We start from the raw sequence: 20,299 nt of genomic DNA, 5'->3' as shown, positions 1-20,299 counted from the left end.
TGCCGGGATGACTTTCTTAACGACCCACCGTCGTTTTAGCGCGCTTCTTCGCACCGGCATTAACCGGACGAGACGGCGCAGCAGGCGCTTTCTTTGCTCCCGTCGGCGTCTGGCGCTGGTGCGCCACCGGCGTATGCTTGGTCAGCGCCGGGCGGGTGTTGCGGTTTTGACGACGCGCTTCGCGCATTTCATCGATTGTCGGCGCAGGCACCAGACAGTCGCGACGGCTACCGATCAGGTGCTTTTTGCCCATCGCTTCCAGCACGGTGCGAATCAGCGGCCAGTTAGCCGGATCGTGATAACGCAGCAGCGCTTTGTGCAGACGGCGCTGCTTATCGCCCTTCGGAATCACCACATCTTCACTCTTATAGCCAATCTTACCCAACGGGTTTTTGCCGGTGTAATACATGGTGGTTGAGTTCGCCAGCGGTGACGGATAGAAGTTCTGCACCTGATCCAGGCGGAAGCGGTGCTGCTTGAGCCACAGCGCCAGATTCACCATATCTTCGTCGCGCGTCCCCGGGTGTGCGGAGATAAAGTACGGAATCAGATACTGCTCTTTGCCGGCCTGCTTCGAGTAGGTGTCGAACAGCTCTTTAAAGCGGTGATAGCTGCCCATTCCGGGTTTCATCATTTTCGACAGCGGCCCTTCTTCCGTGTGCTCCGGCGCAATCTTCAGGTAGCCGCCGACGTGGTGGGTCGCCAGTTCTTTGATATAGCGCGGATCTTCCACCGCCAGGTCGTAACGCACGCCAGAGGCAATCAGGATCTTCTTCACCCCTTTCAGCTCACGAGCGCGACGGTACAAGTTGATGGTCGGCGTGTGGTCGGTATCCATATGCGGACAGATTTCCGGATACACGCAGGAGAGGCGGCGGCAGGTTTGCTCGGCACGCGGTGATTTACAGCGCAACATATACATGTTGGCCGTTGGGCCGCCCAGATCGGAGATAATACCGGTAAAGCCGGGAACCGTGTCGCGAATGGCTTCGATCTCATTGATGATCGAATCTTCCGAACGACTCTGAATAATTCGCCCTTCGTGCTCGGTAATCGAGCAGAAGGAACAGCCGCCAAAGCAGCCGCGCATGATGTTAATCGAGAAGCGGATCATCTCATACGCCGGAATACGCGCTTTGCCGTATGACGGATGCGGCACGCGCTGGTACGGCAGGGCAAATACGCTGTCCATCTCTTCGGTCGAGAGCGGAATAGCCGGCGGGTTGATCCAGATATAGCGATCGCCCTGCTTCTGCATCAGCGCGCGGGCGCTGCCCGGGTTGGTTTCATGGTGCAGAATGCGCGAGGCATGAGCGTACAGCACCTTGTCGCCCTTCACTTTCTCAAAAGACGGCAGCAGCACGTAGGTTTTTTCCCACGGCTTCGGGCGCGGCGGCTGTACGGTGATGGCCCTGGCTTCCTGCTTTTTCGGCGCGACGGGTTTGTTGTCGGCGCACGGCAGGTCTTCGCCATACGGGTGCGGAATCGGGTCGATTTTCCCCGGGGTGTCAATGCGGGTGGAGTCGACGCCGGACCAGCCCGGCAGCGCTTCTTTGACAATAATCGCCGTATTACGCACGTCGCGAATTTCAGTAATCTTTTCACCCTGCGCCAGACGGTGCGCCACTTCCACCAGCGGGCGTTCGCCGTTGCCGAACATCAACATATCGGCCTTAGCGTCAATCAGCACCGAACGACGGACGGTATCCGACCAGTAGTCGTAATGCGCGGTACGGCGCAGGCTGGCTTCGATGCCGCCGAGAATCACCGGCACATCTTTCCACGCCTCTTTACAGCGCTGGGTATAGACCAGCGTTGCGCGGTCCGGGCGCTTGCCCGCGACGTTGTCCGGGGTGTAGGCGTCGTCATGGCGCAGCTTACGGTCAGCGGTGTAGCGGTTGATCATCGAGTCCATATTGCCGGCGGTCACGCCGAAGAACAGGTTCGGTTTACCCAGACGCATAAAGTCGTCTTTGCTGTTCCAGTCAGGCTGGGCGATGATCCCCACGCGGAAGCCCTGCGCTTCCAGCATACGGCCACAGATCGCCATGCCGAAGCTCGGATGGTCGACATAGGCGTCGCCGGTTACCAGAATGATGTCGCAGCTATCCCAGCCAAGTTGATCCATCTCTTCACGTGACATCGGCAAAAACGGTGCCGGCCCAAAGCAGGCGGCCCAGTACTGCGGCCAGGAGAAAAGGTCGCGATCCGGTTGGATCAGGGAGATAGCGCTCATATTGCTTCCAAAAGAATTGGCAAAAAAATAATCAAAGGTCGGGGATTATAAGCCCGATTGTCCTATGAATGAAGCGGGAATTTTTAACGGTTGATAACCCGAGCGTTGCGGCGCAACAATGCTGATTTTGCAGGGCTGATAAGCGTAGCGCTATCAGGCCATTCCGTGCTGCAGGCCGGATGGCGGCGTAACCGCCTTATCCAGCCTGCAGCTGTGCCCGGCTACGGAGCCGGGTTGACCAGAATCTGTCCGATAGAACCGCGGTCTGCCAGTTCCAGCGTTTGGCTGACGTACTGGAACGGGAAGTGCGGCCACGACGGCTGGCCATAATAAACCAGCAGCTCGACCTGACCGTCAACCCAGACGGTATCTTTCCAGCCGCGATCCTCCGGCAACGGCATCGCGCCGTTAACGTTACGGATCTGGAACATCACCCCTTCAATATGGAACGACTGCGGCGCGTCGGCGCGAACCGTCCAGCGCTCCCAGGTGCCCTGCTGCGCGGTAATATCGATACGCTGCGGGTCCCACAGCTGACCGTTGATGCCAGGATCGTCGCTCAACTGGATATCGCGACTGCGAATCGGCGTACCGCTGAGGATTTCCGTCGGCAGAATGCGCATCGGTAAGTTATCGGTCACTAACGGCAGCAGCCCCGTCGGACGAAGGGTCAGCACCAGCGTAGAAACCAGAATGCTCGACGGCTCGAAGAAGCCACGGATACGATCCATGATGCTGGCGGACTCACCGCAGGTAATAGACACTTCATCGCCGTTGGTCATATCCACCAACACTTCCCGGCGCTCACCCGGGGCCAGCGACAGCTGAGTGGTAGAGACCGGCGCGGGTAAGAAACCCTGATCGCTGGAGATGACGTGCAGGGCGCGGCCATCGCTCATCCGCAGCATATAGCGACGCGAGTTGGAAGCATTCAGCAGGCGCAGACGTACCCAGCCGCGGGAAACTTCCACATAGGGCCCCTGCACGCCGTTCACCAGCAGCGTGTCGCCCACGAAGCCACCGCTGCCCGGTTCTTCGTAGACCGGCGTACCAAAGTTATCCAGACGCTTGTCCTGAATGATGACAGGGAAGTCGTCCACACCGTAATGGTTAGGGAAAGGTAAGGACTTACTAACATCATCTTCGATCAGCCACATACCCGCAAGGCCGTTATAGACCTGCTGAGCCATGTGGTTCGGCGTATTGGCCTGATACCACAGCGTGGCGGCGCTCTGACGAATTGGCAACACCGGCGCCCAGTCGGCATTCGGCGTCATCATACGCGCCGCGCCGCCGATCAGCGGCCCCGGCACCTGCAGACCGCGTACGGTCATCGCGACGTTTTCGGTGAGTCGGTTACTGTAGATAAGCTTAACGTCATCGCCGCTCCAGACGCGGATCGTCGGCCCCAGATAGCGACCGTTGACGCCCCATACCGGCGCCCGAGTGCCCTGAGTGAACGACCAGTGCGCGCGCTGTAGCGTTAAGAACAGCGGCTGTCCGCGACGCGACTCCAGCAGCGGAGGCACCGGCAGCACGGGTTGTTTCCCTGCGGCCTGCGCCCTCAGCGGCACCGCGCCTGCACAAAGCGCAACGCCCGAAGCCTGAATAAACTGACGCCGACTGAGTGACATATAAGCTCCATCAAAACTGACAAATCAAAAGTGGGAAATCACTTTCCCGACAGCAAAAAATCTACGGCGCGAGCGTTTGCTCACGCCGTCAACAGGGCATTACTTTTTCGCGGCGGCTTCGCGTTGGGCCACTTCCTGGTCCAGCTCATCGATTTTAGCCTTCATCACTTCCCGGCAGTGCTTCGCCAGATCGCGCACCTGATCTTTGCCCCACGCGCTGGTGTCGATAGGATCCAGCATTTCCACAATCACCAGGCCGTTATTCCAACGGTTGAGTTTGATTTTATTGGAGGTATTCGACACGCACACCGGGATAATCGGCACGCCCGAAGCGATAGCCGCGTGGAACGCGCCGGTTTTGAACGGCAGCAGGCCGCGACCGCGGCTGCGGGTTCCTTCCGGGAACATCCAGAAGGAGATTTTGCGTTTCTGAAAAGTATTGACCACTTCCGCAATGGTACCGTGCGCTTTCGCACGGTTGTTGCGGTCAATCAGCAGGTTACCCGTCAGCCAGTACAGCTGGCCGAAGAACGGGATCCATACCAGACTCTTTTTCCCTACCGTAACGGTTGGCGGCAGCACGATGTTTGCGGCGGTAACCATGTCATAGTTGTTCTGATGGTTAGCGATGTAGATGGCGTTGCCAAAGCTTTCCGCGCCAGCAGGCAGGCGGGTTTCAACCTTGAGACCAAAGACGGGCGCCAGGCGGCCAAACATATGTCCGAAGGTGGCGACGTGTTTTGGGTTACGCGGGCTGAACAGACAATAGATGCAGCCAAAAATGCATACCAGGATGCAGTAAATGACAACAATAATGACACGTAAAATAAATAGCATAGCGTCCTCTGACCCCTGAACCGCTTAGAATTATACCGTCGGTGCGCGGCTGTCATGTACGCCGGGCGCACATTTCCAGCCAGGCATAACGGGCACGTATACCGGACAGGGCTTTGTTACTTGCAGACCCCTGCAAAAGGGTATTGTTAATCGCAACGGCTGAATTAACAACGGTTTTACGGCAAATTTTCCCCCGCCCAGCGGCGGGGAAAACTTACTCTTCGCTATCGTCCACCTGCGCGCGCTGCGGCGAATCAATCTCCACACGGTCGATTTTCTGCAGGCCGCGCATCAGCGTGCCGCGACGACCGCGTTCACCGGTCACTTTTTGCAGTTCTTCCGGGCGCAGTTTGATCTTACGTTTGCCCACGTGGAAGGTCAGCGTGCTCTGCGGCGGCAGGATATACAGGTGTGCAAGGCTATCGGTACCGTTGGCCGCTTCCGCCGATGGGATACTGATAATCTTGTTACCCTTACCTTTCGACAACTGCGGCAGATCGCTCAACGGGAACATCAGCATACGGCCCGCGGCGGTGATCGCCAGCAGCATGTCGGACTCGTCCTCAACGACCAGCGGCGGCATCACATGGGCATTTTCCGGCAGCGAAATCAGCGCTTTACCAGCACGGTTACGCGCCACCAGATCGTTGAAGGTACACAGGAAACCATAGCCCGCATCGGAGGCCATCAGCAGCCTGGTATCGTCCCCTTCCATCAGCATATGTTCGACGGTCGCGCCCGGCGGCAGCGTCAGCTTGCCGGTGAGCGGTTCGCCCTGCCCGCGTGCGGACGGGAGCGTAATCGGGTCAATGGCGTAGCTGCGACCGGTAGTATCGACAAACACCACCGGCTGGTTGCTCTTGCCTTTCACCGATGCTTTCCAGCTGTCGCCCGACTTATAGCTCAGCCCCTGCGCGTCGATATCGTGGCCTTTGGCGCTACGCACCCAGCCCATCTGTGACAGCACGATGGTGACCGGCTCGGACGGCAGCATATCGTGCTCGCTCATCGCCTTCGCTTCTTCACGCTCGTGCAGCGGCGAACGACGGTCGTCGCCGAAAGCATCCGCATCGGCCTGCAGTTCTTTCTTCAGCAGGTTACTCATCTTGCGCTCGGAGGCGAGGATCGCCTGCAGCTGATCGCGTTCTTTGGCTAAATCGTCCTGCTCGCCGCGAATCTTCATCTCTTCGAGTTTGGCGAGATGGCGCAGTTTCAGCTCAAGGATCGCTTCCGCCTGCGTTTCGCTGATGCCAAAGCGCGACATCAGCGCGGGTTTCGGCTCATCCTCGTTACGGATGATCTCGATCACTTCATCGATGTTGAGAAACGCCACCAGCAAACCTTCAAGGATATGCAGGCGCTTCAGCACTTTCTCCAGACGATAGTTCAGACGACGGCGCACCGTGTCGCGGCGGAACGCCAGCCACTCGGTGAGGATCTCCAGCAGGTTTTTCACCGCCGGGCGGCCGTCGAGGCCAATCATGTTCAGGTTGATGCGGTAGCTTTTTTCCAGATCGGTGGTGGCAAACAGGTGATGCATCACCGGCTCCATGTCCACGCGATTGGAACGCGGCACGATCACCAGACGGGTCGGGTTCTCATGGTCAGATTCATCGCGCAGATCGTCAACCATCGGCAGCTTTTTGTTGCGCATCTGGGCCGCGATCTGCTCCAGCACCTTGGCGCCGGAAACCTGATGCGGCAGCGCGGTAATCACCACCGCGCCGTCTTCCTTGGTCCACACCGCGCGCATGCGCACGGAGCCACGACCGTTCTGGTAAATTTTGCGGATTTCCGCACGGGAGGTGATGATTTCCGCTTCGGTCGGGTAGTCCGGCCCCTGGACAATATCCAGCACTTCGTCAAGGGTGGTCTGCGGTTTCTCAATCAGCGTAATCGCCGCTTTCGCCACTTCGCGCAGGTTGTGCGGCGGAATATCCGTCGCCATGCCCACGGCAATACCGGTGGTGCCGTTCAACAGGATGTTCGGCACGCGCGCAGGCAGCATTTTCGGCTCCTGCATCGTGCCGTCGAAGTTGGGCACCCAGTCAGCCGTTCCCTGCCCCAGCTCGCTTAGCAGCAGCTCGGAGTATTTAGACAAGCGGGATTCGGTATAACGCATCGCCGCGAATGACTTGGGATCATCCGGCGCGCCCCAGTTCCCCTGGCCATCGACCAGCGGGTAACGATAAGAGAACGGCTGCGCCATCAGCACCATGGCTTCATAGCAGGCGCTGTCGCCGTGCGGATGATACTTACCCAGTACGTCACCAACGGTACGGGCGGATTTTTTAAATTTGGCGCTGGCGTTCAGCCCCAGCTCTGACATCGCATAGACGATGCGGCGCTGTACCGGCTTCAGGCCGTCGCCAATAAACGGCAACGCACGATCCATGATGACGTACATGGAGTAGTTTAAGTAGGCGTTTTCCGTAAATTCATGTAGCGCAAGGCGCTCTGCCATATCGCTCATTAACAGGGGATCCTCAATCTGCATGCTGACCGTTCGGACGGCAATATTGCCGCAGATAATACCCTATCTCACGGTCTGAGTCACAAACCGTGAGATAGGTTGCAAGGAAGTTAACGAAGCGGCAGATAGATATCCGTCAGCAGCTCATGTTCCGCCACCTCATGGACGAAATTCAGGTACTGGAAGAAGAGCGGAAAATCGCGCGGCGTCTCGCCGCTGGCCGGTAGCCATTCGCGGAATAAATACCACACGCTCTCCGGGAGGCTGTCGAGCGCTCCCTGATGGCGCACCACCGCGCAGCGCCCGCCGGGAATCTCGCTATTCACCACGCCAACGTCATTTTCGGCTATCGGCTGGCGGACGCTGCCGCAGATATCAAAGCGGAATTGATCCGGCGGCGTGGTCTGCGGGTCGTGCCAGGCGATGCCAAAAGTCTGACTGCTGGCAATCGGCGACTGGCCCGTTTCGCGTCGCCATGCAATAAATTTCGCCGCGCTGGCATTGACCTTATCCGGATGCCCCAGATGCGTCAGCATCGCAACGCGGGTAGGTGGAAAATCAACGATTTTTACGTCCATTACATGCTGCTCCTGTAACGCAAGTTTAGGAACGCGTTGGTGCCAGGCCAGCCAGTCCGGCGATTGCCGGAACCGGCGCGGGCTTTGACCAAACGCGGTTTTGAAAGCACGTGAGAACGACTCCGGATTCTGGAATCCGGCATCCAGCGCGATATCGATAACTTTATCCTGCGGATTAAACGCCAGCCGCCATGATGCCCGGCGCAAGCGCAGCCACTGGATATAGCGATAGAGCGGAAGCCCGCTCCAGGCGGTAAACTGCCGGTGAAAATGAAACGGCGAACTGTGCGCCATCCGGCTTAACGCCTCAATCGACAGAGGCTCATCCAGATGACGCTCAATGTGGTCGCAAACGCGCCGCAGACGTTCGGAATAAGCCGCGCTTATCAGGTCATTCATCACTGCCTCCTTGTGGCCTATTCTGCCCACCGGGCGGCGGTGAATCCTGACCGATCTTGCGCTGTGTGGGGTTACGGATTCACTTTACGAATCTGCTTCACGTCGACTTCGACAGAGTTCCAGTCTTTATCTACTTCACCCTGAATTTCTACCAGATCCTGCGGGGAGATGGTCTGGCCGTTCCAGCGCTTGTGGTCAATATCGACATTGATGGTGCCGCTGGAATCTTTAAAGATATACAGATCGTCGGAAACACGCTCGGTGATATTACCGCGCAGCGTCACCCAGGTATCGTCACGCATTGATTTCGCGTTTGCCGCGGTGGTTACCGTTCCGCTAGGGCCGGTAAAGCCGCCGGTTTGCGTCGTCGTGGTGCTGGAAGGGCCGGAAAAACCGCCCTGATTAGCGGCGAAGGCCGGTGCGGATGCCAGTGCCAGAATGGCGGCGAAAGCAGCAAGTTTCTTCATGATAATGTCTCCTTGTTATTGGCTGTGCTGCCGATTACACCGTCCAATTCTTAACAACTTCTTAAGCGGAAAAAAGAATTTTTTTTGCTGTACAGCGGCGCTAAAGGCGCGGTTTACTTGGCATTCAGAGTGTCGGCAAGGAGCAAGATATGCGCATTTTATTAGTGGAAGATGACAAGCTTATCGGCGACGGCATTAAGACCGGGCTGGGAAAAATGGGCTTCACCCTTGATTGGTTCACCCGTGGTGAAGAAGGCAAAACCGCGCTCTACACGGCCCCTTACGATGCCGTGATCCTCGACCTGACGCTGCCGGGTATCGACGGGCTGGATATTCTGCGCGAGTGGCGCGAAAACGCCCGCCGCGAGCCGGTGCTCATCCTCACCGCTCGCGATGCGCTTAGCCAGCGTGTGGAAGGGTTACGTCTCGGCGCCGACGATTATCTCTGTAAGCCCTTTGCCCTGATTGAAGTCGCCGCCAGGCTGGAGGCGCTGATTCGTCGCGCCCATGGGCAGCCCAGCAGCGTACTACGTCACGGCGACGTCGAGTTGGATCCCGGCAGCCTGACCGCCACGCTAAAGGGCGAAGCGCTGGTGCTCAAACCCAAAGAGTTCGCGCTGCTGGAGCTGCTGCTGCGCAACGCCGGGCGCGTGCTGCCCCGCAAGCTCATTGAAGAGAAGCTCTACAGCTGGGATGAAGAGGTCATCAGCAACGCTATTGAAGTCCACGTCCACCATCTGCGCCGCAAGCTTGGCAGCGCCTTTATCCGTACCGTTCACGGTATCGGCTACACCCTGGGTGACCAATGAATCTGTTCCGCCACCTTAGCCTGCGCGTCCGTCTGACGCTGCTGTTTATGCTGCTTGCCGCCATCACCTGGTGTTTCGCCAGCGCCATCGCCTGGAAGCAAACCACCAAAAAGCTGGATGAGCTTTTCGACACCCAGCAGATGTTATTTGCCAAACGCATCAGCGCCATGGATTTTACCGACCTGTCGGCTTCACGTCAGTGGATCCGCACGCCAAAAAAGGTAAAACACGGCCATCTGGATGACGACGTACTGGCCTTCGCCATCTACACCACTGACGGCAAAATGGTGCTGCACGACGGTGAAAATGGGCCGGACATTCCCTATCACTATCGGCGGGATGGTTTCGATGACGGGCAACTCAACAATGACGATGACCCCTGGCGCTTTCTTTGGCTGACCACCGCCGATAAAAAGTATCGCATCGTTGTCGGCCAGGAGTGGGATTACCGTCGCGAGATGGCGCTGGATATCATTACCAGCCAGTTGACGCCGTGGCTTATCGCACTGCCGGTGATGTTTTTGCTGCTGATCGTGCTGCTGAGCCGCGAGCTGGCGCCGCTGAAAAAGCTGACCCGCACGCTGCGCCAACGCGACCCGGATGCCAGTGAGCCGTTGAACACCGATAGCGTACCGACGGAAGTGCGCCCGCTGCTGGATGCCCTCAACCAGTTGTTCCGTCGAACCCACGACATGGTGACCCGCGAGCGGCGCTTTACCTCTGACGCCGCCCACGAGCTGCGCAGCCCCTTAACGGCGCTGCGGGTGCAGGCCGAAGTGGCGCAGATGTCGCAGGACGATCCAGAAAGCCAGCGTAAAGCGCTGATGCAGCTGCATGAGGGTATTGACCGCGCCACCCGGCTGGTGGAACAGCTGCTTACCCTTTCGCGCCTGGATTCGCTCGAACAGCTGGCGGACGTGCAGAGCGTCGCGTTGGACGAGCTGCTGCAATCCTCCGTCATGGACATCTACCACACGGCGCAAAAAGCAGGCATCGAAGTGCGGCTGCATCTCAATGCTCAGTCGGTCACCCGGACGGCTCAGCCGCTGCTGCTGGGTCTGCTGGTGCGTAACCTGCTGGACAATGCCGTGCGCTATAGCCCGGCAGGCAGCGTGGTCGACGTGACGCTGACCCCTGACGGGTTTAGCGTGCGCGACAACGGGCCGGGCATCAGCCCGGAGGCGCTGGCGCGCATCGGCGAACGTTTCTATCGCCCGCCGGGCCAGGATGCCACCGGCAGCGGCCTGGGGCTGTCTATCGTGCAGCGCATCGCGGCGTTACATCATATGTCCGTGACTTTCCGCAATGTGCCCAACGGCGGTTTCCAGGTCGATATTCGTGGCTGAAGAGATTATTGCTATTTCAGCAAAAGACTTTGCACATTTTGCACATTTAACCGTAGCAAGTTGCCGAGTATCATGGCTGACAAAGGCATTTTATTGAGGACATATAATGAGCAACATCCTGATTGTTAACGGCGCGAAAAAATTCGGCCACTCCAACGGCCAGCTGAATGACACCCTGACCGAAGTCGCGGAAACCTTCCTGCGCGACCTCGGGCATGATGTTAAAGTGGTTCGCGCCGACGGCGACTACGATGTCAAAGCCGAAGTGCAGAACTTCCTGTGGGCGGACTCCGTCATCTGGCAGATGCCGGGCTGGTGGATGGGCGCACCGTGGACCGTGAAAAAATACATCGATGACGTCTTCACCGAAGGTCACGGCTCCCTGTACGCCAGCGATGGCCGCACCCGCTCCGACGCGAGCAAGAAATACGGTTCTGGCGGCCTGATTCAGGGCAAAACCTACATGCTGTCCCTGACCTGGAACGCACCGATGGAAGCCTTTACCGATAAAGAACAGTTCTTCCACGGCGTGGGCGTTGACGGCGTGTATCTGCCGTTCCACAAAGCCAACCAGTTCCTGGGAATGGAAGCGCTGCCAACCTTTATCGCCAACGACGTGATTAAAATGCCGGACATTCCGCGCTACGTTGCAGAATATCGCGAGCATCTTGGGAAAATTTTTGGTTAACTGTTAGTCAGGAATTAGAAGGAGTTAATCATGTTGACAGTTATTGCTGAAATCCGTACCCGTCCCGGCCAACACCACCGTCAGGCGGTACTGGATCAGTTCGCGAAAATTATCCCGACCGTCCTGAAAGAAGACGGCTGCCACGGCTATGCGCCAATGGTAGACCACGCGGCAGGCGTCAGCTTCCAGACGACCGCCCCGGACTCGATCGTGATGGTCGAAGTGTGGGAAAGCGTGGCACATCTTGAAGCGCACCTGCAAACCCCGCACATGAAAGCCTGGGGTGAAGCGGTGAAAGGCGACGTGCTGGATACGAGCATTCGTATTCTGAAAGCGGGCGTTTAAGCCCGTATTTCACTGGAGTCGGCGTAAACACGCCGACTCCAGACGACATATTACCAGTACAGCTTCCAGCTCTGCGTCATACGTACCAGCGCTTCCACATAGAAGTAATCCCCCCAGCTACAGCACTCATCCACGCCTTTATCGCTGGCGAAGTGATACACCGAATGCTTCAGCACGCCGGTACCCGGCTCGTCCAGCCCCATCAGATAGTTTTTTGACAGCGACGACATGATGCCCATCGCCCACTGCTGATAGCGCTCACGATCCGGATCGGTGGTCGGCAGATGCTTCACCAGCTCCAGCAGTCCACATACCGCAATCGCCGCCGATGACGAATCACGCAGCGCATCGGTGCCGACCAGCGCCAGATCCCAGTGACAGATCGCATCCTCCGGTAAACGGTTAAGGAAGTAGTTCGCCAGCTTTTTCGACAAGCTAATCAGTTCCTTATCGCCGGTGTAGAGGAAACTCAGCATAAAGCCGTAGATGCCCCACGCCTGGCCGCGCGACCAGCAGGAGTCGTCGGCGTAGCCCTGCTGCGTTTTGCCAAAGCGTGGTTCGCCGGTCTGCACGTCCATATAGTAGGTGTGGTAGGTCGAAGCATCTTCACGCACCAGATACTTCGCAGACTGACGCACATGCGCGCGGGCCGCATCGGCAAAGCGCGGGTCGCCGGTCTGTTCCGTCGCCCAGTACAGCAACGGCAGGTTCATGGTGCAGTCGATGATCATGCGCCCGGCCTGCTCCGGATCGGTCAACACGCCCCAGGCCTGAATGATTTCCGCTTTGCGGTGGAAACGTTCGAGCAGCGCTTCCGCCGCCAGCAGGGAAAAACCGCGCGCGTCGCGATTGCCGGTCAGGCGCCACGCCGATACGCAGGAGAGCGTATACAGGAAGCCCAGATCGTGGGTATTGGTATCATGACGCCCGGCAATGCGCAGGCCGAATGAACGCGCGTGTTTTTCCGCCAGCGCCCGATACTTCTCATCACCGGTCATTTCCCACGCCAGCCAGAGCTGGCCGGTCCAGAAGCTGGTGGTCCATTCAACGTTTTCGGTTAACGGGTAATAACCTTTAACGCAGGCCTCGCCGGGGAATTTATCACCGAAATCCGTTAAATGACGGCTAATCAGCTTAAGGACATGGCTACGCGCCGAGCACAGCTCATCGTTAAACGTTTGCAGATTAACGGGAGCGCCCGGGAATTCACGTAATTTTTCCTCAACGATTTGGTTTAACATATTCGGTTCCTTCAATCAGTAAGGCTTATTTAGAAATACCATTTTCAGCCACATCAAGGGCTGGCTGGCGATGATTCTGACGTTTACAGGCGGATAAAGTGAATGCGGAGATAAGCGTAAAGAACAGCGCAATTCCGCCCATAATAATATAGGTTTTTTCGAAACCAATACGATCGTACAATAATCCTGCCGGGGACGAGACCACGACGTTACCGATATACAGCATCGCCTGATAGCCTAATAAATACATGGTGGCATTAACGCGTTTATCGAAATGCTCGGCAATATATTTAAAGACCGATACCAGCAGCAGACAAATTTCCAGACCGTACAGCGGCTTAATAACGGAAATCAGCAGATGAGAGTCGCACAGGCCTGAAATAACCAGTCGCGCGCCAACTAATGCGCCGACTATAATCAGACCGCGTTTTGCACCGATATAATTCACAAACATCGGCATAAATATATACATCACAAATTCGGTGCCGGACTGTACCGTGCCGAGCAGGCCAAATATGGTATTCCCTTCATGAACATCATCAAAGAAGGTCACAAAATAACGGGAGAACTGCTGCTCAGCGACAAACATCATCCATGCAACCCCAGCCACATACAGGCAGAAGGCCCAGAATTTGCCGCTTTTCAGCAGATCGAAAACGTCTTTCAGGACAATTTTATCTTTAGAAATCACAGCACTTGCATTCGCCGTCTGGGTATCGACCTTCAGGCTGATTAACACTGCCAGCATGACCAGCGACGCTACGCTGCCGAGAATAAAGTTGTAGGCCGGAGAGATATTAAACAGCAGACCGGAGAATGAGGACGCCACCGCCCAACCGAGCGAGCCCCACATACGAATTTGACCGAACTCCATGCTGTTCAGACGGCTGTAACGATCGGCATAGGATTCACAAGCCGCCACACCGGCATACCATGCGAAGCTCAGATAAATCGCCCCAACAATAATCCCGAGGGTGGTGTAAGACAGCAGCAGTGGCTGATAAACATAAATAAAGAACGGCGCCATCAGGGCGGACATCACCACCACAAAATAGAGCAGATATTTACTCATACCGATCTTATCGAGAATATAGCCGTAGATCGGTTTAAGAATTACCGAGAATATTCCGTTAACGGCAAAAACGGTGCCAATGACTGCGCCGCTGAGCTCCGCTTTTTGCCCAAGCCAAATGGCAAAGAGGCCAATGCTGGCAGACCAGGTAAAGAAATATAAAAAGATAAACGAACTTATTTTGTAATATTCAAGCCTGTTTGGAGACGCTATTTTTTCCATACGGTCCTCGACAAAACTTTGTAGGGTGCCAGCTCTGAATCATGACAATTCAAAGCTGGCGAGGGGATATTCCGGTTTATTGTATTTTCCGGAGGGTTATAAACTTAAATTTGTTATTTTTCCGCTCACGTTATCCCTGACGCTTAGCGCATTGTTTTCAATATGCAGCATCGGCAGTGCCGGCAACGGCGCATGGGTGTCACCGCTAGCGACGACGGCACAGCACAACCAGTGTTCGCCGGGGGCGATATCGCCAGAGAGCATTGGGATAGCCGCGCATTCCGGGAACATCACGCTGCTGTTTGGCGGCGTAATCACGCAGTCGGCCTGGCGCACCGCGTGCGGGGAGAGATCGACCACCACGCTGGTACCATTAGCGGCACGAACGCGGCTTTGGCCCCCAGTGATTTCCGCATCGGCCTTCATCACCGCGAAACCGCCCTCTACCGTCTGCAGACGGCGCGCGGTATTAACACGGTGAACACGCACATGCCATTCGCCGCAAGGAATCAGCCAGGTATCGACCTGCACGTCGTGCCACGGCAGCCAGCGGGAGTAGATGGCACCGTCCAACATCTCCACGCTGGCGCACTCTCGACGACCACGCCAGTAGTTGTCGTTATCCGACAGCAGCAGCATGGAGTCGCAGGCCGCGTGCTTGATACCGTAGCGCCCGCGCTCAATGGTGAAACCAAAACGGGTGGAGTAGGCAAATTTGGTGTATTTCGCTTCGGTATTGACGTAGTTGTTCAGCTCCAGTTGCCCGGAGGTCAGCATCACCACGTGCTGCGAACCTTCATCGTGTTGCAAAATCTGCTGTGCGGGGACAATGGCGTGAACCGGGTCTAACCTCGGCAGCGGCAGCTCTTGAGCCTGCCAGAACGCGTGATTGGCGGGCAGCGCCAGAATCAGGAACACTTTCAGCGCCCAGTACGGCGAGCCCGGTGAGTTATAGTCTTCACACATCGCCAGATTCGGGTACGCGAAGCCAAGGGTTAAAATACCGTCGCGATCGAAAATCGGCTGCGCCAACCACCAGCGCAGGTGACGCAGGATAATGCCTTTCACGACGCCCGGTGAGAACACATCCAGTTCAGCAAACGCCACGCCGCTCCAGAAAGCCACCATGGCAAAACGGTAGGTCAGGCTGCGACCAAACGGCACCGATGCGCCGTCGGCGGCGGACATGTAGATAAAATCCTTCGCGAACAGGCTGGCGCGCTCACGCAAGGTAGCCGCGCGGGTAGGGTCATCGCTGGCGTTAAGAGTGGCGTAAATCAGGCCATAGAAATGGAACGCCATCGAAATATAGTAGTCCTTCGGGCGGCCGGGACCATCAGAGTACCAGCCGTCGCCAAGATAGTAGGCTTCCATCATGTTGAAGCGACGGTCAATCGCCGCCTGATCGTAAGGCAGCCCGGCGCGCTTAAAGCCCAACTGAACAATCACCGCGAAGTAGTTCCAGTTGCTGTCCGGCATCTGGGCATCGGTGATTTGATTCAACCAGCGATGCAGATTCGCCAGTTCTGCGTCGCTGAAATGCGCGGTCAGCTTGTCCTGCAACAGCGCCAGCCCCAGGCCGTAGGCGGCCATTTCGACCAGTCGCTGATCGTAGGGCCCGGTTTCGCCCCAGTAAGACGGGCTTTGCGGGTCGGTGCCTAACTTAATGGCAGTGATGTACTTGTCGCTGAACGGCACGTCCGCCCCGCCCGCCAGCAGCGGGAACAGGCCCCAAAGCGCTCTCGATAAGCCCTCCATCTCCGCGATATCCGTGCTGTAGTGCGCACAGGTGTTACCCAGCGAGAACTGCGCGACGTCAGCGGGAAATTGTTTATCGAGAGCGCTCAGCATCGTCATCAACGTTGCTGTAACGTCTTCACGTGATGACAATATTTTTGATATTTCAGCCACTGTCCTGACTCCTGATTTAACCATCCTCGAAAGTGGCTAAAGCATAGAGAATCCAGGCAGCGAAGAAATGTTAACCCGGTCACAACTGATAGTATTGTGTGAACCGGTGCTTGATAAAATTTAAAACAGTGGTTTAGTAGTAAGATTAAACCGGTAAAAGTTTAAATATATTGCACATGACTTCGTCCTGGAATGCCGAACATCTGGAGCTGATCACGCTGAATGACGCCGTCGCGTCATTCAGCCGTCTTTTTGCCAACACCGTGCGCTACCATCACTGGCACCAGTGTCTGGAAATTCTCTACGTTGAAGAGGGTTTTGGCGTGGTGATCGTCGACAATCGCCAGTACACCATGCGTCCCGGGCGACTGTTTTTCTTCCCGCCATTTACGTTGCATAAAATCATGGTGGATGAGAAAGCGCAGGACAGCTATCGCCGTACCATTATTCACGTCGATCAGCACGCTATTGCCAAACTTCTCCGTCATTTTCCCGATAATCACCGCCGTTTGCAGATGCTTTCCACACGGGGCCGCCCGGCATTTGTCGCCGATTTAGCCGAGATGCATCCCCATATCGATCATCTGTTCGGGCTTTACGCGCGCGCCGCCAGCCTCTCCGCGCTGAGCACTGAACAGATAGCCTGTATGTTAATGACATTATTCAATATGCTGCCGCCGGTGCAGGAAAAAATGACCGACACCTCAAGCGGTATTGCCAGCCCGGTCATGTTCTGGATTGAAGAGAACTATCAGAAGAAATTCAGCCTTGATGCCCTGGCAGCGGAGCTGGGCAAATCGCGCAGCTATCTGTCACGCCGCTTTCGCGCCGAGACCGGGGAGCATATTCACGACTACCTCAATACGTTACGCCTGCGCCGCGCCTGCGAGCTGCTGCTGCACAGCGCGCTGCCGGTGAGCGAGATTGCCGGGCAGGTGGGGTTTGCCGAAGTGACCTACTTTATTAGCTCATTTAAAAAGGGGATCGGTGAGACCCCCTTGCAGTACCGGAAAAATCACGTTTCGCGCCAGCGGGCTAGTGGAAGCGCCCCGGGAGCCACAGTGACAGAATCGGGATATAGGTAATGGCAATCAGCACCAGGAACAGCACGCAGTAGAACGGAATCATCGCTTTCACGACGGTTTCAATCTTCTGCCCGCTGACGGCGCTGGCCACGAACAGTACCGAACCTACCGGCGGCGTGATCAGCCCAATGCCTAAGTTCATCATCATAATAATGCCGAAGTGCACCGGATCGATCCCTAGCTCTACCACCACTGGCAGCAGGATCGGCGTCAGAATCAGAATCAGCGGCGCCATGTCCATCAGACAGCCCAACAGCAGCAGCATGATGTTGATGATTAACAGGATGACGTACTTGTTATCTGACAGCGACAACAATGCGGCGGAGATCTCCTGCGGCAGCCCTACCAGCGTCATAACCGAGCCAAAAGCGGCGGCAAAAGCGATCAGCACCATCACCATGGTGACGGTTTTGATCGTGCGGTGGATAAGCTTCGGGAAATCCTTCAGCTTATATTCGCGGTAGACAAAGAAGGTGACAAACATCGCCCAGATACAGGCAATTGCCCCTGATTCCGTCGGCGTAAAGAAGCCCGAGAGGATGCCGCCGGAGATGATCACAATGGTCACGAGTCCCCAGATGGCGTCGGAGGCAATCTTGATCTTGCGCTTCAGCTCAACGCGCGCTTCTTTCGGATAGTTGTTTTTACGTGCCGCAATTAAACACATAACGATAAGCGTCACGCACAGCACCAAGGTCGGAATGATCCCGGCGAGGAACATCGCCGGAATGGTCACCGCCGCAGTGTTCGCCACGATAGCGAACAACACCGAGTTGTGGCTTGGCGGCACCAGGATCGCCTGCACCGAGGCGCTGGCGGTCAGCACCGCGCCAAAAGAACGCGGGTAGCCTTTACGCTCCATTTCCGGGATCAGCACCGATCCGATCGAAGCGGTATCCGCCACCGACGATCCCGAAATTGCGCCAAACAGCGTGGAGGCCAAAATGTTAACCAGCGACAGCCCCCCGCGGATCCAGCCGACAAACAGCCCGGCAAAATCCACCAGCCGTCGCGCCATTCCCCCTTCTGCCATGATCGCCCCCGCGAACACGAAGAAGGGAATGGTCAACAGGTTGACGTTATCGGTACTGTGGAAAATGGTGATAACCAGGCCATCGAGCGAGAAGTCCGCGAAGGCGGTCACCACCACGGCGGTCAACCCCACGGCGTAGGCCACCGGCATCCCCACGGCCATCAACACCACGAAGGTCACGACAAATATAATCAGCGTTAAGTCCATTGCTTTTGCCCCTTAGTGACCGACTTTCGGCGAGCCAAACTGCACCAGTTCGCGGTGCGTTTGCGGGCCGCACAGCAGTTTTTCAACCACAAACAGCAGCGTGAAGAACGACCCCAGCGGAATTGGCAAATGGGTGATCCCCGAGGTCAGGAACGGCAGCGATGGCACCACGTCCTCCCAGGCATCCATACAACCGATAATCCCCCAGTGAATGATAAACAGGCAGGTGGCCAGCATCGCCAGATCGACGAACACCGCCAGTGCTTTTTTCATCGCCGGGTTAATGTGATCCACCAGCATGGTAATCGCGATGTGGCTGCCGGCCCGATAGGCCGCGGCCGCCCCCACGAAGGAGAAGGTGATCATGCAAATCTGCGATAACGGTTCCGGCCAGCTGGTTGAGGCATGCGGGAGAAAATCGAGCCATGCCGGAAAATCAGGACGAAAACGGGCGTAAATCCCCACCAGATAAATAAACGTCATAAATAACAGGCTGATCCCTGACAGCCAGATACAGATCCGATACACGCCATCCATGACCAGGACATAGATATTTTTCATTGTTATCTCCAGATCAAAACGGGCAGGCCAGCACGCGCCGTCCTGCCGCCACGGGGATTATTTGGTGTCCTGAATTTCTTGCATTAAGTCGCTGAACTGCTTGCCATATTTTTCGCGAACCGGCGCAGTGGCATCGACAAAGGGTTTTTTATCCACCGGCAGGAATTTCACGCCCTGGCTTTGCAGACGCTGTTTGGATTTCTCGACGTATTCAGCCCAGAGCACGCGTTCTTCCGCCTGCGCTTCTTTTGCCAGCTTCATGATCAGCGCCTGATCTTCCGCCGACAGTTTGCTCCATTTACGCTTCGAGAAGGCGAGCACTTCCGGGATCATAAAGTGTTCGGTGAGGTCAAAATATTTGGTGCCGGCCACCACATAGTTTTCGGTATCAAAGGTCGGCTCGTTGTTTTCTGCTGCGTCAATCACCCCGGTTTGCAGGCTAGCGAAGACATCGCCAACCGGCAGGACGATCGGGTTAGCGCCCAGCGCTTTAAAAGTATCGAGACCAATCGGGTTGTTTTGCAGACGGATCTTCACGCCTTTCAGATCGTCGAGGGTGGTGATCGGTTTTTTGGTGATCAAGCTGCGCGAGCCCGCGTCCATCCAGCCAAGGAAAACCAGCCCAAGGTTGCTGTCGGAGATCTCTTTCGCCAGTTTGCTGCCCACGTCGCCATCCAGCACTTTGTGCTGATGATCGGTATCGCGGAACACAAACGGCATGTTGAAGACGCTCACCTGCGGCAGGATGCCGCCAACCGGCGCCATAGAAACGCGCAGAATATCAATCGCCCCGGCGCGGGTCTTTTCCAGCGTGGTGCTTTCATCTCCCATCTGCCCGCTTGGGAACATCCTGATGGAGAGACGCCCGTCGGTTTGTTGACTGAGCTTCTCCCCCATATGAATCACCGCAGCAGTCGTCGGATAATCAGCGGGATGCACATCTGAAGCGATGAACACCGTTTTCGCCATCGCTGCCGCAGACCCCATCAGTAACGAGAAAGATAAAACGCTTAAAACCAGTTTTCTTCTTAACATAGACGATTCTCTTGTAAGGAAAGATAAAATTCACTATGCGAATCACTTGGCTGCATAGATTGACGTCCATGTTCAAAAGTATGTTTTATGTCCAGCGGAAGAATATGGTAGAAGTCATAC

At 56.4% G+C, this 20,299-nt stretch carries 17 protein-coding genes; 5 read left to right on the top strand and 12 right to left on the bottom strand.

What is annotated here, in order from left to right:
* Nucleotides 1–16: 16 nt before the first annotated feature.
* The 6 genes from ABTW00_RS03445 to ABTW00_RS03420 form a co-directional block, all read right to left on the bottom strand.
* The gene (locus ABTW00_RS03445) at nt 17–2,236 is read right to left on the bottom strand and encodes a YgiQ family radical SAM protein (protein ID WP_433638844.1); all 2,220 of its coding nucleotides are present in this window, start codon (nt 2,234–2,236) and stop codon (nt 17–19) included.
* Between the two features lie 221 nt (nt 2,237–2,457).
* Nucleotides 2,458–3,870 (bottom strand): cell division protein FtsP, encoded by a 1,413-nt coding sequence (gene ftsP, locus ABTW00_RS03440; protein WP_433638842.1) that lies wholly within the window; start codon nt 3,868–3,870, stop codon nt 2,458–2,460.
* 99 nt (nt 3,871–3,969) lie between these two features.
* Entirely contained in the window at nt 3,970–4,707 is a 738-nt protein-coding gene (locus ABTW00_RS03435; protein WP_065356055.1) for a 1-acylglycerol-3-phosphate O-acyltransferase, read from the bottom strand.
* Between the two features lie 214 nt (nt 4,708–4,921).
* The gene (gene parC / locus ABTW00_RS03430; RefSeq protein ID WP_064542363.1) at nt 4,922–7,180 is read right to left on the bottom strand and encodes a DNA topoisomerase IV subunit A; all 2,259 of its coding nucleotides are present in this window, start codon (nt 7,178–7,180) and stop codon (nt 4,922–4,924) included.
* Between the two features lie 110 nt (nt 7,181–7,290).
* Nucleotides 7,291–8,157 (bottom strand): AraC family transcriptional regulator, encoded by an 867-nt coding sequence (locus ABTW00_RS03425; protein WP_271447179.1) that lies wholly within the window; start codon nt 8,155–8,157, stop codon nt 7,291–7,293.
* A 71-nt stretch (nt 8,158–8,228) separates the two neighbouring features.
* Nucleotides 8,229–8,624, bottom strand: a complete 396-nt coding sequence (locus tag ABTW00_RS03420; RefSeq protein ID WP_064542358.1) for a YgiW/YdeI family stress tolerance OB fold protein — start codon at nt 8,622–8,624, stop codon at nt 8,229–8,231.
* Between the two features lie 149 nt (nt 8,625–8,773).
* Here ABTW00_RS03420 and qseB point away from each other — a divergent pair, with 149 nt between their 5' ends.
* The 4 genes from qseB to ABTW00_RS03400 all read left to right on the top strand — a co-directional run bounded on the left by qseB (nt 8,774) and on the right by ABTW00_RS03400 (nt 11,812).
* On the top strand, nt 8,774–9,433 hold the full coding sequence (gene qseB, locus ABTW00_RS03415; RefSeq protein ID WP_064542355.1) for a quorum sensing response regulator transcription factor QseB: 660 nt from the start codon (nt 8,774–8,776) through the stop codon (nt 9,431–9,433).
* The gene (gene qseC / locus ABTW00_RS03410) at nt 9,430–10,779 is read left to right on the top strand and encodes a quorum sensing histidine kinase QseC (RefSeq protein ID WP_064542352.1); all 1,350 of its coding nucleotides are present in this window, start codon (nt 9,430–9,432) and stop codon (nt 10,777–10,779) included. Before qseB ends, qseC begins: the two co-directional genes overlap by 4 nt.
* Before the next feature lie 106 nt (nt 10,780–10,885).
* A complete protein-coding gene (locus tag ABTW00_RS03405; RefSeq protein WP_064542349.1) occupies nt 10,886–11,467 on the top strand; it encodes an NAD(P)H-dependent oxidoreductase in 582 nt (193 codons plus the stop codon).
* Nucleotides 11,468–11,497: 30 nt separating this feature from the next.
* Nucleotides 11,498–11,812 carry a putative quinol monooxygenase gene (locus ABTW00_RS03400; RefSeq protein WP_433638835.1) on the top strand — a complete coding sequence of 105 codons (315 nt, stop codon included), beginning with the start codon at nt 11,498–11,500 and terminating at the stop codon, nt 11,810–11,812.
* Between the two features lie 50 nt (nt 11,813–11,862).
* Here ABTW00_RS03400 and ABTW00_RS03395 read toward each other — a convergent pair whose 3' ends face one another.
* The 3 genes from ABTW00_RS03395 to ABTW00_RS03385 all read right to left on the bottom strand — a co-directional run bounded on the left by ABTW00_RS03395 (nt 11,863) and on the right by ABTW00_RS03385 (nt 16,282).
* Nucleotides 11,863–13,053, bottom strand: a complete 1,191-nt coding sequence (locus tag ABTW00_RS03395) for a glycoside hydrolase family 88 protein (RefSeq protein ID WP_433638833.1) — start codon at nt 13,051–13,053, stop codon at nt 11,863–11,865.
* A 25-nt stretch (nt 13,054–13,078) separates the two neighbouring features.
* Nucleotides 13,079–14,347 carry an oligosaccharide MFS transporter gene (locus ABTW00_RS03390; protein WP_064542340.1) on the bottom strand — a complete coding sequence of 423 codons (1,269 nt, stop codon included), beginning with the start codon at nt 14,345–14,347 and terminating at the stop codon, nt 13,079–13,081.
* Between the two features lie 96 nt (nt 14,348–14,443).
* Nucleotides 14,444–16,282, bottom strand: coding sequence for a DUF2264 domain-containing protein (locus ABTW00_RS03385; RefSeq protein WP_433638831.1), 1,839 nt, complete (start codon nt 16,280–16,282; stop codon nt 14,444–14,446).
* 152 nt (nt 16,283–16,434) lie between these two features.
* On the opposite strand from ABTW00_RS03385, the gene ABTW00_RS03380 reads away from it, so the two are divergent.
* Nucleotides 16,435–17,343, top strand: a complete 909-nt coding sequence (locus ABTW00_RS03380) for a helix-turn-helix domain-containing protein (protein WP_433638829.1) — start codon at nt 16,435–16,437, stop codon at nt 17,341–17,343.
* On the opposite strand, the gene ABTW00_RS03375 is transcribed toward ABTW00_RS03380, so the two are convergent.
* Genes ABTW00_RS03375 through ABTW00_RS03365 form a run of 3 tightly spaced genes read right to left on the bottom strand, consistent with a single transcriptional unit; the run spans nt 17,294 to nt 20,179 of the window.
* Nucleotides 17,294–18,583 (bottom strand): TRAP transporter large permease, encoded by a 1,290-nt coding sequence (locus tag ABTW00_RS03375; RefSeq protein ID WP_167575000.1) that lies wholly within the window; start codon nt 18,581–18,583, stop codon nt 17,294–17,296. The two genes, ABTW00_RS03380 and ABTW00_RS03375, sit on opposite strands and share 50 nt — an antisense overlap.
* Before the next feature lie 12 nt (nt 18,584–18,595).
* Complete coding sequence (locus ABTW00_RS03370) at nt 18,596–19,144, bottom strand: TRAP transporter small permease (RefSeq protein WP_065356064.1); 549 nt, start codon at nt 19,142–19,144, stop codon at nt 18,596–18,598.
* A 57-nt stretch (nt 19,145–19,201) separates the two neighbouring features.
* Nucleotides 19,202–20,179, bottom strand: a complete 978-nt coding sequence (locus ABTW00_RS03365) for a TRAP transporter substrate-binding protein (RefSeq protein ID WP_163447880.1) — start codon at nt 20,177–20,179, stop codon at nt 19,202–19,204.
* Nucleotides 20,180–20,299: the final 120 nt, after the last annotated feature.

This window comes from Kluyvera georgiana, from assembly GCF_050990895.1.
GTDB lineage: Bacteria > Pseudomonadota > Gammaproteobacteria > Enterobacterales > Enterobacteriaceae > Kluyvera > Kluyvera georgiana.
This window is presented reverse-complemented; position numbering and strand designations above follow the sequence as displayed.

Bases quoted from the DNA above. Each gene is read 5' to 3' on its own strand.
- ftsP (WP_433638842.1), bottom strand. From the start codon at position 3,870: ATGTCACTCAGTCGGCGTCAGTTTATTCAGGCTTCGGGCGTTGCGCTT.
- ABTW00_RS03365 (WP_163447880.1), bottom strand. From the start codon at position 20,179: ATGTTAAGAAGAAAACTGGTTTTAAGCGTTTTATCTTTCTCGTTACTG.
- ABTW00_RS03370 (WP_065356064.1), bottom strand. From the start codon at position 19,144: ATGAAAAATATCTATGTCCTGGTCATGGATGGCGTGTATCGGATCTGT.
- ABTW00_RS03405 (WP_064542349.1), top strand. From the start codon at position 10,886: ATGAGCAACATCCTGATTGTTAACGGCGCGAAAAAATTCGGCCACTCC.
- qseB (WP_064542355.1), top strand. From the start codon at position 8,774: ATGCGCATTTTATTAGTGGAAGATGACAAGCTTATCGGCGACGGCATT.
- ABTW00_RS03420 (WP_064542358.1), bottom strand. From the start codon at position 8,624: ATGAAGAAACTTGCTGCTTTCGCCGCCATTCTGGCACTGGCATCCGCA.
- parC (WP_064542363.1), bottom strand. From the start codon at position 7,180: ATGAGCGATATGGCAGAGCGCCTTGCGCTACATGAATTTACGGAAAAC.
- ABTW00_RS03435 (WP_065356055.1), bottom strand. From the start codon at position 4,707: ATGCTATTTATTTTACGTGTCATTATTGTTGTCATTTACTGCATCCTG.
- ABTW00_RS03395 (WP_433638833.1), bottom strand. From the start codon at position 13,053: ATGTTAAACCAAATCGTTGAGGAAAAATTACGTGAATTCCCGGGCGCT.
- ABTW00_RS03380 (WP_433638829.1), top strand. From the start codon at position 16,435: ATGACTTCGTCCTGGAATGCCGAACATCTGGAGCTGATCACGCTGAAT.
- qseC (WP_064542352.1), top strand. From the start codon at position 9,430: ATGAATCTGTTCCGCCACCTTAGCCTGCGCGTCCGTCTGACGCTGCTG.
- ABTW00_RS03425 (WP_271447179.1), bottom strand. From the start codon at position 8,157: ATGAATGACCTGATAAGCGCGGCTTATTCCGAACGTCTGCGGCGCGTT.
- ABTW00_RS03385 (WP_433638831.1), bottom strand. From the start codon at position 16,282: ATGGTTAAATCAGGAGTCAGGACAGTGGCTGAAATATCAAAAATATTG.
- ABTW00_RS03390 (WP_064542340.1), bottom strand. From the start codon at position 14,347: ATGGAAAAAATAGCGTCTCCAAACAGGCTTGAATATTACAAAATAAGT.
- ABTW00_RS03445 (WP_433638844.1), bottom strand. From the start codon at position 2,236: ATGAGCGCTATCTCCCTGATCCAACCGGATCGCGACCTTTTCTCCTGG.
- ABTW00_RS03400 (WP_433638835.1), top strand. From the start codon at position 11,498: ATGTTGACAGTTATTGCTGAAATCCGTACCCGTCCCGGCCAACACCAC.
- ABTW00_RS03375 (WP_167575000.1), bottom strand. From the start codon at position 18,583: ATGGACTTAACGCTGATTATATTTGTCGTGACCTTCGTGGTGTTGATG.